Consider the following 18,110-nt stretch of genomic DNA (forward strand, 5'->3'; position numbering starts at 1 on the left):
GGATTTAAACAGTATTAAAAACGTGATCTGCCCCCTAAAAAATTTCACCCGTAAAACTGCTTCATAGCAGGTCTGATCAATTGTGCGTAATCCTTTTCGATTTTTTCCATTTCCAAGAAAGCTTCATCTTCAATAGCCTTGATCAAAGTCATAAAATGGTTTCTTGGCAATCTTTCACTCCAGACATTCAGATAGCTTAAAGAAAGCGGAGAATTATAAAGATCGTTAAATATCGCACAGATCGCATCAGGAACGTCTTTCATAATGTTTTTTATGTATTCATCCCACTCAGACGTTGAACACTCCCATCGATCATGAATTTCTTCCCAAGCAAGATCTGTTTCTGTATCTAAAGGCACTTCAACAAATTGAGCCTGAATGACTGCCTCGATTAACTCGTCAGAAATTTCAATCTGGAAGTCGTCGGCATTCAACCAATACATTCTGGCTGATACGCTTTTTATAAGTTGAATCGAATTGGCGCTCTGGTTTGTAGTACGCTGACTAGCAATTGAGTCAAGCTCAGCAAATCTTCCAGTAATTGAATCGCTAAGCATCGTGAGTTTTTGGAAAAAATCATTTTTTGTCTTACTTATTCTTTCCTCTGTAAAATCTGCATCGTAGTAATAGTCAGAATCTCCATTCATTAACTCCAGAGTCGCCGTTCTGGCGATATTCTTTACGCCATCAAGATCATCAGCAAACCGCTTCCCTAAAAGCCTTGCTGAAAAGCAGTCGGTGCTCGCAATAAAAATAATATGATCGAAGTTCATTTATTGGCCCACTGGAGCTGTAGGGATCTTTGCATATGCCATCTCACGTATGCGAGTTGGCACTCGATAGTACTCGCCGCATCCATCACTGTCGAATTTCTTAATATCACCCTGCAGACTAATTTGGAGATCTTTCCCCGCTTGCACATGACCATCATAGGACCCTTTGCCTCTCAGAGGCCCAACTATCATTTTATTCTTTGGCGCATGTCGATAAAGATCGTACTTATCTTCATGTAAGTGATCAATACGCTCTTGTAATCCTCGCGCACCATTTGCCGATTTTGTTCCTTCCGACTTACGATATATCGCACTAAGCTGAGCAGCGCATTTTTTCTTTTGACAAGGAGTCAAGCCAAGAGGATCCACCCATCCAATCGGGTTTGGCGCATAGCTATACAGATTCAATCCACCTGCATAACTGATCGGATCCTTACTAACAAACCGCCCAACCCCCGGATCGTAATACCGATACCGGTTGTAATGCAGCCCCGTCTCATGATCGTGGTACTGCCCCTGAAAACGTATCGGGTTCATCACGCCGTGCTGCTGCGCCCACTCCGAACGCTGTTCCGTGACTTGACCCCACGCCTTGTAGTGCGCGGTCCAGGCCAGGTTGCCTTGGGAATCCGTCAGTTCCTCGGGTGTACCGAGGTGATCACATTGGTACCAGGCCAACGCATCAAACGGTAATGCCGTTGCCTTGTGAGTCCACACCGGGTCTTCATCGAGGCTGTATTCACCGCTGTAATCCGGTAGCCCAATCAGATTGATCGGCGCATGCCGTACAGCCTGCGCAACAGGGACAAAAGTCCCCGGTTCAAAGACGTAGTGCACCGTACGGCCCGGCTCGCCATCGCTCTGCGCCGGGCTGCTTTCCCAGGCGAGGTTGTCGCCATCCCAGCCGTATAAGGTGAAGCCACAGCCAAGCTCCCGTTGTTTGCGTGCGTGCTCGTTTCTGTTCCAGAGGGAACCTGCTTCAGGCCGCTGTTTGTAATGCGCACGGGAGTTTTTGTGCAGGCGGCGTCCCAATGCGTCGTAGGCGAAATCCACGCTCAGGCGCGGGTCTTCGAAATTCACCAGTCGATCAAACAGGTCCCAACGCAGATCGCTGCGTTGGCCGTTGTGCCAGTGCTGAATCTGGTTGCCGCGTTCGTCGTAGTCATAATGCGTGCCAGCGTATTCGCGCAGCAGGTTGTCGACCAGTTTGCTGCGCGGTGGGGTCAGGTCCAGTGGGCGGCGAATTTCTGTCGCCTTGTCGTCGAGCAGGTTACCGGCCGGGTCGAAGCCAAAGGTTTCCACGCCTTGACGCGTGGTGGCGCTGAGCAGCCGGCCGACGGGATCGTAGCGATAAGCGAGTGGGCCACGACGGCTGTCGTTGATGTCGGTGAGTTGGCCCGCGGCGTTGTAGGTGTACTCGCGTTTGAGCAGTGTGGATTTGTCGTCGCTGCGGCCCAGCAGTTGCTCTTGCAGGCGGCCAGCCGGGTTCCAGCTTTGGGTTTGCAGCAGGTGGTTGCCTTGATGGCGGGCGACTTCGCGGTGCAGGTCGTCGCGTTCGTAGCCGATCAGTTCGTGCTCGTCCAGGCGCAGACCGAGCAAATGGCCGCTGCCGTAGGTCAACCAACTAACGCGGTGGCCGTCCGGACGAACGGTGGCGACACGTTGGTTGAGCACGTCGTACTCGTGCTGCCAGATGGCGACAGTGGGCTTTTCCAGTCCGAGGTAATGTTGATGTTCGCGTATCAGATTACCGGCCGGGTCGTGAAACCACTGCAGGCGGCTGTCGGCGTTGTCGGCCAGCACCATGTTGCCATTGCCGTCATAGGCGAAGCTTTCGCTTTGCGACTGGTCGCCTAAGGTCGCTCGGCGTTCGGCCAGCCGGCCCATCGGGTCGAAGCTAACCGAAATTACGCGTTCACCATTGATAGATTGGGCCAGGCGCCCGGTGAGTGGGTCGTACTGATAACGCGTGCTGCGGCCGTCGAAGCCTTTTTCTTCAAACAGGCGACCGACCGGGTCATAGTGAAAATAGGCCCTTTGTTCATTTTGATTTTCCAATACGAGTAACTGACCAAGGCGGTTCCAACGATAACGCAGGGTCTGCTCGGCGGCATCGACGCGTTCGGCGATCAAACCGGCCGCGCTGTAGCTCCAGGTGGTGCAACGATTGAGTCCATCAACATGGGCCAACAAGCGACCTTCGGCGTCACGATCAAAGCGCTCTTCGGTCTTGTCCGGGTGCTTGATCAGCACCAGTTGGCCGGCCTTGTATTCGTATTCGGTGGCGTTGCCGGCAGCGTCGGTGAAGCAGATCATCTGCCCCAGTTCGTTGTATTCCCAGGTGCTGGTTTTGCCCGAGCAATCGACGTACTCCACCAATTGACCGGCGTCGTTGTAGTCGAGGGTTTTTTCGTTGCCGTTGGCGTCCTTGATCGCGGTGGGCTGGCCGGATTTGTTGTAGGCGTATTCGGTTTTGTTACCGAGCGGATCCAGCGCTTCGACCAGGTTGCCCTGATCGTCATAGGCGCGCTGCCATTGCCCGCCCTCGGCATCGCTAATCTTGATCAGCAGATCCTGATCATCGTAGGCGTAATGCATCACCGTGTGGTCGGCGCGGATGTGTTCGAGCAGGTTGCTGCGTTCATCGTAGCTGTAGCGATCGGTGCTGCCGTCGGCATTGACGCGGCGCACGATGTTCTTCGCCTCGTCACGGAAGAACCATTCCGAACGCTCATCCGCGTAGCGAATGCGGTAGGTGTAGCCAAGGATGTCGTAGTAGTGCCAGGTCTCGTTATCGAGCGCATCGGTGACGTAGGTCAGACGGATGTTTTCGTCCCATTCCAGGCGCGTGTCGAAGCTGCCGTCATCGGCCCATTCGCGAATGGCTTTGGCCTTGGCGCCCGAGCCGTCCCACTGCAGATTCATGCCGCGGCCGGTGCGGTCGGTGTAACGGGTGATCAAGTGATGTTGGTACTGATACGACCAGACTGCGCCGTTCTCGTCCTGCGCCTGAATCAGGTTGCCATACGCGTCGTACTGGTAGGCGCAGAGTTGTCGCAGTGGAGCACCGTCAACGATTTGCCAGAGGCCGATAAACCGGCCCTGATCGTCGATCATCGTGCCGAGGTGCAGATGCACTTTGCTGAAGTCGTTTTCCTGATAGGTGATCAGGTCAGAGAGCACCGAGTGTTCGCCGTGGCGATGCTCGTAATGCAACATGATCCCGGCGCCGTTGCGCAGGGAAATATTGCTCAGCACAAAGCGCTGGCCACGGCGGACGTAGGTTTCCTTGCGCTCGAAACCACGGCACAGCAACAACTGATCTTCGCTGTTACGGACCAGCGTGATGTCTTCAATGGCGTCGTAATGGAACAGACCGACCTTTGGCAGCGGATAGCTGTGGTCGCGGCCGTCGGCGCCGCAGAACGTCAGGCCATCGTCCACGCAGTCAAAACTCGTGGTGAATTCGCTGATCCAGCGAGCGCCGAGTTCGCTCTGATCGTAGGCGTCGAGGCGTGAGTTGTAAGTGCGTGTCCACTCGACCGGAAATGGGCCGGGCAGGCTGAAATCGGTATGGCTGAGGCTTTCCGAACCCAGCGCAAAATTGATGCTATGCGCGGTGCTAGTGCAGGTGCCGTTTTTCTTCGGCTCGGGCGCGCCTTTCGCCGGAGCTTGTTGGCCGCTGGATCCCAATTGACCATCGGACGCCGTGTGCTTTGCCTGTCCAGTCTTGTCTGGATGGACCGCGGCGCTCTGACCATGAGCATTGCGCTTGCGCCACAGGGTCACGGCACTGGAGAGGATCAGCAGCAACCAGCCAATGGAGTTCTGCACCGACTCATCGTCAAGCTTGCTCAACTGAGTGCGCAACTCCGGGCCCATTACCCGCAGTTTTTTAGTTTCTTCGGAGACGGTTTTTTTGAAGTCATCGGGCACCAGATTTTGTGCCACGCTGTTGGCCAGGCCCTTGCCAGCCGCTTTATAAGCACTCGCGGCAGCCCCGAATACATTGCTGAATGAGGCCAGCGGATCATTCTTGAATTGATCGACTGCGGCGCTCGCCTGGGCGCTGGCCGCATTCAGATCACCTTTGGCATCCAGATTGCCGAAAGCCACCGCTTCGATGCCTTTGGCAATCTCGTTGATGACGTCTTCACCGAGCTTGCCAGCGTCCGCGAGGATGCCGGGCAACTTGCCTTTGGTCTGTTCAACAAAATCGTCCAGCGTGCCGATAATCGAGGCGTTCAGGTGACCGATCAGCACCTCGATCACGGAGGTGCTGAGCAACAATTTGCTGCTGGCCTTCATCTCCTGACGCACCAGAAACAGCGTCGGGCGCAGGGTCATGCGCGCTGCTGCCATGGCCGGCGGCAACGGCAAAACGCCGATCAGGTTGATGCCAAGGCTGGCCCACGCGAGCAAATCGCGCTGCTTGGCGTTCGACAAGGTGACGATGTCACCAAGCGCATCGACCAGCGCCATGATGTTGCCCACCACCGGCAAGGCGCCGGCGACGTTCTTGATCCGGTCAAGCGTGACCACGCCGTCAGTGGCTGATTGCAGCCAGGCATCGAAGGTTGCCGCACTGCTGGCGACGTCCTGAATGTCGATGGCATTGAGTGGAACGATGGCGACTTGGGGCTCACGTTTTGCGACAGCAGTTTCAGTGGTCATTCACAGCATCTCACCCGCCAACAAGGCCCGGGTCTGGAAGAAAAAAGGTCAAGGCTTCAGCAAGAGGGCGACAAAAAGCCGCCTCTCTGAGGCACGAATCAAAGAAATCCGGATTAGCTGACGACAGCCCCTTTCGGGCCACTGGCAATCAACGCAGCACCGCAGGCGGTTTTCATGCCGTCGAGGGCGATGGGCGTACCGTCGACGGTGTAGGTGCTGCTGCCCTCGGCAATCGGGAATATCCCTTTGCACAACGGGCAACTGACCTTGTGACCGAGCCCGGCAATGGGTTTGCCGTTGAGGTCGGTCCGGGAGAAGGCTTCGAGGACTTTGCCACCGTGGGTGGTGGAGTCGCCGAGGCGAATTGCGTCTTTCATGGTGTCACTCCTTTGACTTGTCAGATGGCTCAAGCCATCAGCACGGTCGACGATCTGGCGACTCGTATTCAGCAGTCCCTCGTCAGACCCTGCGCACTAGCTCGAGCTCGTCCCAATCCGGCTCAAGATTACGCTCTGTCAGGAAGTCGGAGACGTCTAGAAATGTTTCGCCGAGAGGCTCCGCCTCAACTGTTTTCCACAGTGAATCGCACTCGGTACAGACGAGGACTTCTTCGCCTGTTTTTTTCACTTTAACGATGGCCAGATCGCCGTACTCGCCACAAGTTGGACATTGCATATCAGTTCCTATTTCACTGGAAAAGCAGTGATGACTTTGTTGGTGTTGTGCTTTGTAACGATCCTGACTTTCGTCTCGCCCTGAGTTCCGACTACCCGTCCCATGTTCGCGTGGTACACATCGTTTTTACCAGACGGCGTCGCAGCTCCCCGCTTACCCCACGCCTCGTCGACAATCGCCAGCGATTCGCCGGTCTTACACTTGAATACCGAGTGTTTAGGTTTGGTTGTATCGACCTTCTCATGGGCCAATACGTGTTTTTTACGATGTCCGTCTACAGAGCCTGATTCATAGACCAACCCTCCCGGACTGGTCCATGGACCTTTCTTCTTCGCTAGCCCCAGCGGATCGACCCATTCAATCGGATTGGGGGCGTATTGGTAAAGATTCAGTCCACCATTGAAACCGATCGGATCCTTACTGAGGAAACGGCCAACCGCCGGGTCATAATATCGGTATCGGTTGTAGTGCAGGCCCGTCTCGTGATCGTGGTACTGCCCTTGAAAACGAAACGGGTTGGTCAGCCCATGCTGCTGCGCCGGAACCGAACGCTGCTCCTGTATCTCGCCCCAAGCCTTGTACTGGCCACTCCAGGCAATTTCGCCATTCTGGTCGGTGAGCTCCAATGGCGTACCCAGATGGTCGCATTGATACCAGGCGAGTCCATCGATCGGCAGCACATTGGGGCTGTAAGCCCAAAGCGGGTCGTCATCGACGTTATATTCGCCTCGGTTTTCAGGCAATCCACTGAGAACAATCGCGGCATTGCGATGAGCCTGCACCACCGGGACATGACTACCGGGCTCATAAACATAATGCACCGTGCGCCCAAGGTTGCCGTCAATCTGACCGGGACTGCTTTCCCAGGCAAGATTGTCACCGTCCCAGCCGTACAGGGTAAAACCACAGCCAATCTCGCGCTGTATGCGAGCGTGTTCGTTACGGTTCCACTGAGAACCCGCTTCCAGGCGGGCCTGATGATGCGCCTGCGAATGCTTTTGAATGCGGCGACCCAAGGCGTCGTATGCAAATTCCACGGACAGGCGCGCATCTTCGAAATGCACCAGGCGGTCGAACAGATCCCAACGCATCCGACAACGGCTGCCATTCTTCCAGCGCTGGATCTGATTACCACGCCCGTCGTACTCGTAGTGAGTACCCGCGTACTCGCGCAACAAATTGTCGAGCCGTCGGCTTCGCGAGGGTGCCTGATCCAGCGGACGACGCACCTCTGCATGTTTTTCATCAAGAAGATTGCTGGCGGGATCGAAGGAAAATGTTTCGATCCCGTAACGGGTCGTCGCGCTGAGCAATCGTCCTACGGGATCATAGGCATACTCGCGCTCACCACGACGAGTGTCACTGGTTAGGGTCAACTGGCCTGCGGCATCGTATTGGTAATCACGCTTGAACAGCGTTGATTTATCGCCACTACGTGACAGCAACTGCTCCTGAAGTCCCCCTGTTGCGTCCCATTTCTGAGCTTGCAGCAAATGGTTGCCCTGATGCCGAGCGACTTCGCGATGCAGGTCGTCCCGCTCGTAGCCGATCAGATCATGCTCGTCGAGACGCAGTCCTGCCAGATGACCACTGCCGTAGGTCAACCAACTGACACGATGACCATCGGGGCGAATCGTGGCAACACGCTGATTAAGTGCGTCGTACTCATGTCTCCAGACGGCAACCAGCGGTTTTTCCAGGCGCAGGTAATACTGGTGCTCTTGAAGCACGTTGCCCGCCGGATCATGAAACCACTGCAACCGGCTATCGGCATTGCCGGCCATGATCAGGCTGCCATTTGCGTCATAGGCAAAAGTTTCGCTCTGTGACTCACCGCCCGATGTGGCGCAGCGTTCTATCAGGCGCCCCATTGGGTCGAAGCTCACGGCAATGACACGATCATCGCTCAGAACACTGGACAATCGCCCTGTTTCAGAATCGTACCGATAGCGAGTGCCGTGTCCATCAAAGCCAGTCTCCTCCAGCAAGCGCCCAAACGGGTCATAGTGGAAATGTGCACGTCGCTCGTTCTCGTTTTCCAGTACAACCAACCGACCGAGTTTGTCCCAGCGGTAACGCAGTGTCTGTTCAGCGGCATCGACTCGCTCGGCGATCAGACCCGCAGCCGTATAGCTCCAGGTTGTGCAGCGATCCAGGCCATCGGTATGCGCCAGTAGACGCCCCTCGGCGTCGCGCTCAAAACGCTCCTGCGTTTTGTCCGGGTGCTTGATCGATACCAGTTGGCCCAAGCTGTACTGGTACTCAGTGCAGTGTCCGGCGGCATCGGTAAAACAACTTACCTGTCCGAGCGAGTTGTATTCCCAGGTACTGGTCTTGCCCGAGCAGTCAACATGTTCCAATAACTGACCAGCATCGTTGTAATCCAGGGTTTGTTCGTTGCCGTTGGCATCCTTGATTGCCGTGGGCAAACCCGCCGCGTTATAGGCGTACTCGGTTTTATTACCGAGCGGATCGATGGCTTCCACCAGATTGCCGTGATCATCGTAAGCGCGTTGCCACTGACCACCCTCTGCATCACTGATTTTGATCAGTTGATCCTGATCGTCGTAGGCAAAGTGCACCACGCTGTTGTCTGCACGAATATGCTCAAGAACGTTGCTGCGCTCGTCATAACTGTAACGATCAGTCGTTCCATCAGCATGAACATGGCGTATCAGGTTTTTCGCCTCATCGCGGAAAAACCACTCGGAACGTTCATCCGGATGTCGAATACGGTACGTGTATCCGAGGATGTCGTAGTAATGCCACGTCTCATTGCCGTAAGCATCCGTGACATAGGTCAGGCGAATGTTCTCATCCCACTCCAGCCGGGTATCGAAGCTGCCATCGTCGGCCCATTCACGTACAGCCTTGGCATCCGCACCCTGGCCCTGCCACTCAATGTTCATGCCGCGGTCAGTACGGTCGGTGTAACGGGTGATCAAGTGCGACTGGTATTGATATGTCCAGGCTGCACCATTTTCGTCTTGAGCCTGGACCAGATCGCCAGAAACATCATATTGGTAAGCGCAGAGCTGACGCTGGGGTTCGCCTTCACGAATTTCCCAGAGCCCCATCAATCGACCATGTTCATCAATCAGAGTCCCTAGATGGGTTTTAACGTCAGCTATATCGTCCTGGTAGGTGATGAGGTCGGACAAGACCGATCGCCCACCATGGCGATGCTCATAATGCAGCATGATCCCCGCACCGTTACGCAACACCACTTGAGTCAGTACAAAGCACTGGCCTCGGCGCAAGTAGGTCTCATGGCGCTCGAACCCGCGAGACAGAAGCAACCGATCATCACTGATTCGCGTCAACGTCATGTTTTCAATGGCGTTGTAGTGCAGCCCCGCAATCTTCGGTAATGGAAAGGCGTGGGTGCGACCGTCAGCGTCATAGAACATCAACCCATCATCACGGCAGTCAAAACGGGTTGTCAGCGCCGTGATCCACCGAGCGCCCAACTCACTGTGATCGTAGGCATCGAGCCGCGAGCAATAGGTACGTGTCCACTCAATCGCAAATGCACCAGGCAGGCTGAAATCAGTATGACTGACCGACTCCGAGCCAAGCGCGAAGCTGATGCTGCGCTCAGTGCTGGCACTTACTCCGTTCTTGCATTCCTCACAGTGACTGGTTGCTGGAGCTTGCTGACTCGTGACTTCCAGCCGCCCTTCCGGTGCCATATGTTGAGCCTTGGATGTTGCATCAGGCTTAACGCTCGTGCCCTGACCGTGCGCTTTACGCTTACGCCATGTCACTACAGCACCCGCGAGCATCTGCAACAGCCAGCCAATGGAGTGCTGCACGCCTGGATCGCCGAGCTTCTTCATTTGGACTTTCAGATCCACACCCAAGGTACGAAGCATGGACGTGTTGCTCAGCACCAAAGCCTTGGCACTCTCAGGCAGCAGGTTTTTCGCCGCGCTGTTGGCTACACCTTTGCCGGCTGCTTTGTACGCGCTGAAAGCGGCGCCAAAGATATTGCTGATGGCAGCCTTCGGATCGTGCAGCAATTGCCCACCGGCGGCACTCATCCTGGCGCTCGCCGCATGCATATCGCCCTTCGCGTCGAGCTTGCCGTTGACCACGGTCTCCAGCCCTTTGGCGATCTCGTTTACCGCTTTTTGGCCGAGCTCGCCGGCGTCGTCCAGAATACTGGCAAGCTTGGGCTTTGCCTGTTCGACAAAGTCATCGATTGTGCCAACGATGGTGGCATTCAAGTGTCCGATCAGAACTTCAATCAGCGAATCACCCAGCAACATTTTCGCACTGTTGCGCAGTTCTTGACGCACCAGGGACAACGTCGGACGCAAGGTCATCCGCGCGGAGGCCATCGTCGGTGGAGCCGGCAATACGCCAATGAGATTGATGCCAAGACTGACCCAGTCCAATATCTGACGTTGCTTGCTTTTGGCTAGGGTGACAACGTCCCCGAGCGCATCGACCAATGCCATGATATTGCCGACTACCGGGAGCGCTCCAGCGACGTTCTTGACCCGTTCGAGCGTGACGACACCCCCACTGATCGATTGCAGCCAGGCATCAAACCTGGCGGCACCGCGCCCGACATCCTTGATATCGATGGCATTCAGGGGAACGATGGCAACCTGAGGTTCCCGTTTTACCACGGCATTTTCAGTGGTCATGACAGCATCTCACCCGCCAGCAGGCCTGGGGTTTTCAAGGAAGGTTTTGGAAGCGTTGGCGCGGGAAGCGTCGGCAACTTTCCGCCCTTGCTTGCTGCGCCGAGGATGCTCGACGCACTCGGCATCGCAGCGCTCGCCAGCTTCGGCAACCCGGCCACCCCGCCCTGCACCGCGCCTTTCACTTGCTGCGCCGTTTGCATCGCACCTTGGGCGGTCTGCATCGCACTCATCCCTGTTTGCGCCATGTCCTTGCCCTTTTCCAGGATGTCCCAGCTCTTGCTCGGCAAGACCTGTGCGACCATCGCCTGCACCTGGCTCGGCACTTCTTCAGCCCCAGGCGGATTCAACGGCCATTCCGGTTTACCGATGTAGCTGCCATCGCTCCAGGTGTCCGCCAGATCCTTGCCGAACAGCACGCGCGCCGGCCCCGGTGCGGCGCCCGCGACGCTGGCGAAACCTTTGCCGTCGAGCTTGCCCTTGATGCTTTTGCCCAGTGCATCGATGACTTCGTAATCGCCTTCCTTGATGCCCTGGCGCCCGGCGTACTGGTTGAACAATTCCAGATTGCCCTTGCCCGGTTTCGGTGGTTCCGGGAATACACCGGCCAGGGATTTCGCCCCGGTGTAGGCGAAGTTCGCCGCGTGTGCGGTGTACGGGCCGCTGGTGGCGTGGGTGATGCCGCCGGCGTTATAGGTAGTCGCGCTGCCGCCACCCTGAATCACCAGCTCGGTTTTTGCGGTGATGGTGATGCGATCGGCGTTGGCGGTGATGTTCAGCTTGGCCAGCAGGTTGATGCTGTCCTTCAGCGCACGCACGTCGATGTCGCCGGACGCCGCGACCAGACGCCAACCCATGCTTTGCACGAACAGACGCATGCCCCGGCTGGCACTGGCGAGCAGGCGTTTGCCGATCGACAGGCTGGTGTGCCCGGTGCTGCTCAGCGCCAGGTGTTCGCCCGTAGCGATGTGGCTGGAGCGCGGCGTGGTCAGAGCGATGCCGGCCGGGCTGGCGAGAACCAGATGCGGCTCGGTGAATTCCGGAAATTCGTTGGCGGTGAGGTTGGCCGGGCCGCTGCCGAGCACGCCTTGATGCTGGGCGTGCAGCGCTTTGGCGACGTCGTCCTGATCGCCCGCCTCCTGGGCTTGCAGCTCCTTGGCCTGCACCGCGAAACCGTCCTGCTGATCGCTTGCGGTAGCGAGGCGCTCGGCGGTTTCTGGCAAGTCCTTGTGGTGCCTGGATTCGTTCGGGCGTGGTTCGGTGGTGATCAATAAACCGGCAGCGGCACGTACGGCACCGTGGCGGTCGGTGCGCAGTTCAAAACCTTCGCCGCGTGGCTGACCGCCGCTTGGACGCGGATGGGTCAGATAACCGAGGTTGATCGCACTCGCACCGTGGTCACTGCGCAGCGCGATGCTGATCTCGCTGGTGGTGTCGTCGATGCGCAGTTCGTTAGCGCGGCTGCCTTTGTATTCCTTGCTCTTGACCGTGGCCAGGGTCTTGAAATCCGGCAGTTTGTACGGCGGCAGATTCGCGCCGTGGTAAAGACAACCGGTGATCAGCGGCTGATCGGGATCGCCCTCAAGGAAGGTGATCAGCACTTCCATGCCGACTCGCGGAATATTGATCGAACCAAAGGTTTCCGCGGCCCAGCTCGACGCCACGCGCATCCAGCAACTGGTCATGTCGTCGTGCTTGCCTTCACGATCCCAGAAGAACTGCACCTTCACCCGGCCGTACTGGTCGCAGTAGATCTCTTCACCTTCGGGGCCGCAGACCACAGCGCTTTGCGTGCCGAGGACTTTTGGTTTCGGGTGATCGAGCGGTGGGCGGTAAGGCACGTCCCACGGGATCGCGCTGAAGCGGTTGCGGTAGCCCTGGTGAAAATCGTCCTTGTTGTCAGTGGTATCGCTGGTCACCGACTCTTCCAGCACTTGCGGCTGCTTGCCTTCGTGGAAGATTTCGGTGAGCAGCCAGAGGTCATTCCATGTCGGATTGGCGTGGTCGGTCAGGGCGAGGAAATGCCCGCTGACGAGGATCGGTTGATCGCTGTTGCCTTCGGCCAGACGATAGTCGCTGCGATGGCGTTCCAGGGCGCGATTGGCCAGGTGCTTGCCACGCTCGCGGTCGACGAAACGGCCCGGGTAATCGTAATCTTCGAGGTCCGGTTGGGCGCTGCTTTTGGCGTCGCTTTCCAGCTCGATCTTCGGTTTGACGAAGTCGTAATCGCGCCGCGTGGTGCGACTGGTGCGGGTCGCCAGACGCAGCCCGAAACGCTTGACCACCGGTTTGTCGGCGACCAGTCCGGAGTCCTGCTGATAGGCCACCGGCGCCAGTTTCGGGAACACCGTCTGGTCATCGCCGAAGGTCAGTTTGTGGCCGCTGGCGGTGTGCTGAAAGTGGTAGTGAATCCCCTCCTCCTCGCACAAGCGCTGGATAAAATCCAGGTCCGACTCGTCGTACTGCACGCAGTAGATGCGCTCGGGATAGATCGCGCTCAGCTGGAAGTGATAATCGCTGGCGAGGATGCCGTGTTCTTCCAGTACCTGACTGATAATCTGCTGCACGGTCATCTGCTGGAAGATGCGCTGATTCACCCGATGCGCCAGGTACGCCAGTTGTGGGCGCAGGGAGATTTTGTAGCGCGTCAGCCGCTTGCCCGCCTCGCCCTGGGCGATGCTGTAGACCAGCCCATGAATGCCGCTACCGCTCGGCGACAACTGCAGAAACGCCAGTTTGTGCAGCACGCTTTCGAGGTTGATCGAAGCCTTTTCGCTGACCAGTTCCAGTTCGAACTCGAAGGGGGTATTGAGTGCCTCTCGACCGGTGAACGACAGCACCTGGAAATCGCTGTCCACGCCATCGACGGTCAGATTGAAATGAGGCTGATTGGCCGGTGAGAACATCCCTTGTTCCTCGCGCAGTGCTGCAACGCGCCATAGCCTCTGGTGGGCCGGTGGCGAAAAATTCTTTAAGTCGTGAACGTGCCTCGACCGGCAAAACCGGCCGAGGCGGTAAAACCATCAGCCGTAATTAAACGACTGGAGCACGCCAGTCATCGGAACCCGAAGTACCGGATACTTCGTGGGTCCAGGTGATTTTGCGGTAGGTGAACTGCACTTCTTCCAGGTGGGTGAAGTGCGAGTTGCCCGGGTCCTGGCAGTTGTGCATTTTGTTGTTGATGGCGACGATGATCGCGTCTTCCAGTTTGGTGGTGTAGTAGTGCTCTTGAGTACCTTGAGCCGAAGTACGGAACCACTGGATAACGATTTCGCTCATGCGCTCGCCCGAGGTCAGCGCCGCTTGCAGCAGAGGCGAAGCCTTGTCGTAGACCTTGGTGATCACGACTGGTTTGTGTACGCGCTGACCGGTTGGCTGACCGGATTGCGGATCACGCGGGATGATCACGTCGTGGGTGAATGCCTGAACCATGACCTGGTCTTCATGACCTTCCTGGTAGGTGTTGCCAACGGAGTCGGCGGTGAATGCGCCGGCAGTGATCAGACCTTGTTTTTCGCCGGTAACCGACATGTACGCTGGTGTTGCCATGGGGATGCTCTCCTTGCTCAAAAAAACTCACTCGACAGGCACCATTGCCCGTCAGAGTGGCAATGAGCTATCAAACTTCATGCCAGATATTTCGAACCCCTTTCGGATCAATGCTTTGAGCTGTACCCAGCGCATTCCTACGTCGTTTAAACCAAAATAAACAAAGAAAAGTGCGCAACTTCTTGCGCAGTGGTGTGCAAGAAGTTGCGCACTCGTCTGTACAGAATGGATTACGTGGCCTGGAGAGATGTGTCCACAGGGTTATCCACATTTGAGTGCGCAAGAAGTTGCGCACATTGGTGTGACGTCAATATTTGGTTGAGCCTGAATTGCCCCTCACCCTAACCCTCTGCCAGAGGGAGAGGGGACTGACCGGGGTGTTTGGGGGAGATACGCAGACGTGTGAAACCGTGTTGAACTCGGGTTAATGGACGGCTTGTTATTTAACGAGGCGTTTTTCTTTCGATGGGCGATAGCCGAAATACGAGCTGTAGCATTTGCTGAAATGGCTTGGCGAAACGAAGCCGCAAGCGACCAGGACTTCTACCTGCGACAGCTCGGTGTGTTGCAGCAAGCGCCGCGCTTCGGTGATGCGCAGCTCCAGGTAATAGCGCTGTGGCGTGGTACCGAGTTGCTCCTTGAACAAGCGCTCCAACTGGCGCCGCGAACGACCGGCGTAAACCGCCAGTTGTTCCAGCTCCAACGGCTCCTCCAGATTGGCATCCATCAACTTCACAACTTCACGCAACGGTGCACTGACGCAGATGTTTTCATCCGGTTTGATTCGCCGATAGCGCGACTCTTCGAACGCCAGAATATCTTCAATGCCCTCGACCAGCGCCTTGCCGTGCAAGCCTTTGATCCAGTCCAGCGCCATGTGAAAAGCCCCGGACGGGCTCGACGCGGTGAGCCGGTCGCGATCGATCACGTAAGGCTCGCTACTGACCTGGGTGAACTTGGCGATTTCGGTGAGCGCCGGGCGATGTTCCGGGTGGATCGCGCAGCGGTAGCCATCGAGCAATCCGGCGCGGCCGAGGAACCACGCGCCGTTCCATAAACCGGCGAGGGACACGCCCCGCTCCGCCGCCGCCCGCAACAAACCGATCAGCTCATCCGTTGCCTTAAGCTCGGTTCGATAACCACCGCACACCACCAGCAAATCCAGCTCCTGAAGCGCCGCGAGATCAATCCGTGCGTCCGGGCGAATGACCAGGCCCAGATCGCTGATCACCTCGGCTTCGCTCAAGCCGAACGTGCGCGACGCAAACAGCTCGGCGCGCAACAGGTTGGCGGTGATGATGGTGTCCAGCGCCTGGGTAAAGGCCGGCAACGAAAAGTGTTCGAGCAGCAGAAAACCGGTGCGCGTCATGCGGGTGTCAGCTGATTGCTCATTCAGATAGCGGAGGTTTTTCCCCTTCATGCCTCCGCTGAATTGGCGTCGTTCGATCAAGGTCTGGTCCATCGGTCATGTTGTTATCCGCCGATAGTTGGCCCGATCCGCCGCAGAGTCAATCACGCCTGCGGTTGATGGCTGGTCACGCAGTGAATCCCGCCGCCGCCCGCCGCAATCGCATCGATGTTGAGCTGGATGATTTCACGATCCGGATACAGCTTGGCCAGCAGATCAAAGGCCTTTTTGTCCGCCGTTTTGTCGCCGAATTCCGGGGCGATGATCGCGCCGTTGATCACGAAGTAGTTGATGTAACCGGCGGCGAAGTCCGGATTGTTCTTGTTGAATTTGCTGTTGCGTGGCTTGAGCGGTGGCGAAATCGTATGAATCTGTAGCTTGCGGCCGTCGGCGTCGGTGGCGTTCTTGAGGATTTCCAGGTGCGCCAGTGTGACCTTGTGATCGTAGGATTCAGGATCGGTATCGAGGTTGGCAATCACCACGCCCGGTTTGATGAAGCGCGCATAGAAATCGACGTGGGCGTCGGTGATGTCTTTGCCCTTGATGCCCGGTAGCCAGATGATTTTGCGCAGGCCCAGGCGCTCCTTCAGTTCGGCCTCGACGTCGGCCTTGCTCCAGTCGGGGTTGCGATTGCGGTTGATCCAGCTGCTCTCGGTCATGATCCCGGTGCCGTGGCCATCGACTTCGATGCCGCCGCCCTCGCCCACCAGTTCGCTGCGTTGATAGGCTGCTTGTGCATCGGCAGACACCAGTGCGGCGATTTGTGCGTCTTTGCTGTGCTGCTGTTTGTTGCCCCAACCATTGAAGTTGAAGTCGACGGCACCGAGGCCGCCCCTGTCGTCGATGACGAAGTTGGCGCCGATGTCGCGCATCCAGATGTCGTCGAGCGCAGCGGTCACGTAATTGATGTTGCTGGTGCCGCAAAACTCTTCGGCGACACTGCGCTCGTTCTTGCGACAGAACACCGTGACCGGTTCATAACGGGCGATGGCGCGGGCGATGCGGCCGAGGGCTTCCTGGACGTCTTCGGTGAAGTCTTCCCAGATCGCATCCTGCGCGCCGAAGGCGATGTAGGCCCGCTCGTGCTTGTCGCCCTCGTCGGGCATGAACCAGCGTCCCTGCGCGGCTGCCAGCACCTGGCCCGGCAGACCGAGGCCCATGACCGCAGCGCTGACACCGGCAAGTACCGAGGCCTTTTTGATGAATTCGCGACGTGTCGCCATGTGGTTTTTCCTGAGTAACAGTGAAGGCCGGCGATGGCTCGCCGGCCGTGGATCATTGGCCAGTGGCGGTTTTGAATTTGGTCCAGGTGCGCATACGGGCGCGCATGTCGGCCTGGGGAATATCCTTGCCGGGGATCAATCGAGCATAGGTCGCTTCGTCGAGGTAGATGTCCGGGTTGTCGCGCATCGTCGCATCGACGCTTGACCGTGCCTTGGCATTGGAAGTCGGGTATCCGGTGAAGTTGCTGATCGCGGCCATGTTCTCCGGGCGCATGACGAAGTTGATGAATGCGTAGGCGTATTCCGGGTGTTTGGCGTCCACAGGAATGGCCATGGTGTCCATCCAAATCGTCGTGCCTTCGCGAGGCACTCGATATTGAAATTTCGTTTGTTTGCCGGCGCTGTCGGAGGTGCGCTGCGCCTGGGTCATGTCGCCGCTGTAACCGAGGGACAGGCACAGGTTGCCATTGACCAGATCGGTCACCGGTTGCGACTGGAACTTGCGCACGTACGGGCGCATTTTCATCAGCACTTCGCTGGCCGCCGCCAGATCCGCCGGTTTCGCGCTGCGCGGATCACGCCCGAGGTAATTGAGCACCACTGCCAGCACTTCGTCCGGCGAGTCGATCATCGAGATGCCGCAGTCGGCAAACTTCGCCGCCAGCTCCGGTTTGAACAACATGTCCAGGCTGTTCACCGGCGCATCGGCCATGCGCTGCTTGATCTGTTCGGCGTTGTAGGTCAGGCCGATGGTGCCCCAGGTGTAAGGCACCGTGGCTTTGCTGGAGTGCTCGTAGTGGCTGCGCAACTTCTGCAAACCGGGCTCGATGTCGTCCAGTTCCGTCAGCTTCGACTGATTCAGCGGCAACAGGCTGCCGGCGCGCATCAGGCGTTCGGCCACCGTGTCACCGGGGAAAATCAGGTCGTAACCGCTGCCACCGGAAAGCATCTTGGCTTCGAGGGTTTCACTGCCGTCCATGACGTCGTAAATCACTTTGATCCCGGTTTCGGCGGTGAAGCGGCTCAGGGTGTCTTCGGCAAAATAATCCGCCCAGTTGTATAGCCGCAGGGTCTTTTCTTCGGCGTGCAACGACGGCATGAAGCAGGTCAGTGCCAGGCCCATCGCGCCGAGTAACCGCTTGTGGTTCGTAAGCAT

At 57.2% G+C, this 18,110-nt stretch carries 10 protein-coding genes; all 10 read right to left on the minus strand.

What is annotated here, in order from left to right; all coding sequences use genetic code 11:
* Positions 1–44: 44 nt before the first annotated feature.
* The 10 genes from ACIOWE_RS10855 to ACIOWE_RS10900 all read right to left on the minus strand — a co-directional run bounded on the left by ACIOWE_RS10855 (position 45) and on the right by ACIOWE_RS10900 (position 18,110).
* Positions 45–773, minus strand: a complete 729-nt coding sequence (locus ACIOWE_RS10855; protein ID WP_401390836.1) for a hypothetical protein — start codon at positions 771–773, stop codon at positions 45–47.
* Complete coding sequence (locus ACIOWE_RS10860) at positions 774–5,447, minus strand: RHS repeat-associated core domain-containing protein (RefSeq protein ID WP_401390839.1); 4,674 nt, start codon at positions 5,445–5,447, stop codon at positions 774–776. It abuts the gene before it with no gap.
* Between the two features lie 113 nt (positions 5,448–5,560).
* Entirely contained in the window at positions 5,561–5,824 is a 264-nt protein-coding gene (locus ACIOWE_RS10865; RefSeq protein ID WP_123462276.1) for a PAAR domain-containing protein, read from the minus strand.
* 82 nt (positions 5,825–5,906) lie between these two features.
* The gene (locus tag ACIOWE_RS10870; protein ID WP_150776455.1) at positions 5,907–6,122 is read right to left on the minus strand and encodes a hypothetical protein; all 216 of its coding nucleotides are present in this window, start codon (positions 6,120–6,122) and stop codon (positions 5,907–5,909) included.
* 8 nt (positions 6,123–6,130) lie between these two features.
* Positions 6,131–10,777 carry an RHS repeat-associated core domain-containing protein gene (locus tag ACIOWE_RS10875; RefSeq protein WP_401390842.1) on the minus strand — a complete coding sequence of 1,549 codons (4,647 nt, stop codon included), beginning with the start codon at positions 10,775–10,777 and terminating at the stop codon, positions 6,131–6,133.
* Complete coding sequence (locus tag ACIOWE_RS10880; RefSeq protein WP_401390845.1) at positions 10,774–13,680, minus strand: type VI secretion system tip protein VgrG; 2,907 nt, start codon at positions 13,678–13,680, stop codon at positions 10,774–10,776. The genes ACIOWE_RS10875 and ACIOWE_RS10880 overlap by 4 nt, the downstream gene beginning before the upstream one ends.
* A gap of 127 nt (positions 13,681–13,807) precedes the next feature.
* Entirely contained in the window at positions 13,808–14,323 is a 516-nt protein-coding gene (locus ACIOWE_RS10885; protein ID WP_123593248.1) for an Hcp family type VI secretion system effector, read from the minus strand.
* A 439-nt stretch (positions 14,324–14,762) separates the two neighbouring features.
* Complete coding sequence (locus tag ACIOWE_RS10890; protein ID WP_401390849.1) at positions 14,763–15,785, minus strand: GlxA family transcriptional regulator; 1,023 nt, start codon at positions 15,783–15,785, stop codon at positions 14,763–14,765.
* A gap of 50 nt (positions 15,786–15,835) precedes the next feature.
* Positions 15,836–16,954 (minus strand): agmatine/peptidylarginine deiminase, encoded by a 1,119-nt coding sequence (locus ACIOWE_RS10895; protein WP_401390852.1) that lies wholly within the window; start codon positions 16,952–16,954, stop codon positions 15,836–15,838.
* Between the two features lie 52 nt (positions 16,955–17,006).
* On the minus strand, positions 17,007–18,110 hold the full coding sequence (locus ACIOWE_RS10900) for an extracellular solute-binding protein (RefSeq protein ID WP_401390854.1): 1,104 nt from the start codon (positions 18,108–18,110) through the stop codon (positions 17,007–17,009).

This window comes from Pseudomonas sp. NPDC087598 (genome assembly GCF_044743525.1).
Classification (GTDB): domain Bacteria; phylum Pseudomonadota; class Gammaproteobacteria; order Pseudomonadales; family Pseudomonadaceae; genus Aquipseudomonas.

Bases quoted from the DNA above. Each gene is read 5' to 3' on its own strand.
- ACIOWE_RS10855 (WP_401390836.1), bottom strand. From the start codon at position 773: ATGAACTTCGATCATATTATTTTTATTGCGAGCACCGACTGCTTTTCA.
- ACIOWE_RS10860 (WP_401390839.1), bottom strand. From the start codon at position 5,447: ATGACCACTGAAACTGCTGTCGCAAAACGTGAGCCCCAAGTCGCCATC.
- ACIOWE_RS10865 (WP_123462276.1), bottom strand. From the start codon at position 5,824: ATGAAAGACGCAATTCGCCTCGGCGACTCCACCACCCACGGTGGCAAA.
- ACIOWE_RS10870 (WP_150776455.1), bottom strand. From the start codon at position 6,122: ATGCAATGTCCAACTTGTGGCGAGTACGGCGATCTGGCCATCGTTAAA.
- ACIOWE_RS10875 (WP_401390842.1), bottom strand. From the start codon at position 10,777: ATGACCACTGAAAATGCCGTGGTAAAACGGGAACCTCAGGTTGCCATC.
- ACIOWE_RS10880 (WP_401390845.1), bottom strand. From the start codon at position 13,680: ATGTTCTCACCGGCCAATCAGCCTCATTTCAATCTGACCGTCGATGGC.
- ACIOWE_RS10885 (WP_123593248.1), bottom strand. From the start codon at position 14,323: ATGGCAACACCAGCGTACATGTCGGTTACCGGCGAAAAACAAGGTCTG.
- ACIOWE_RS10890 (WP_401390849.1), bottom strand. From the start codon at position 15,785: ATGGACCAGACCTTGATCGAACGACGCCAATTCAGCGGAGGCATGAAG.
- ACIOWE_RS10895 (WP_401390852.1), bottom strand. From the start codon at position 16,954: ATGGCGACACGTCGCGAATTCATCAAAAAGGCCTCGGTACTTGCCGGT.
- ACIOWE_RS10900 (WP_401390854.1), bottom strand. From the start codon at position 18,110: ATGCTTACGAACCACAAGCGGTTACTCGGCGCGATGGGCCTGGCACTG.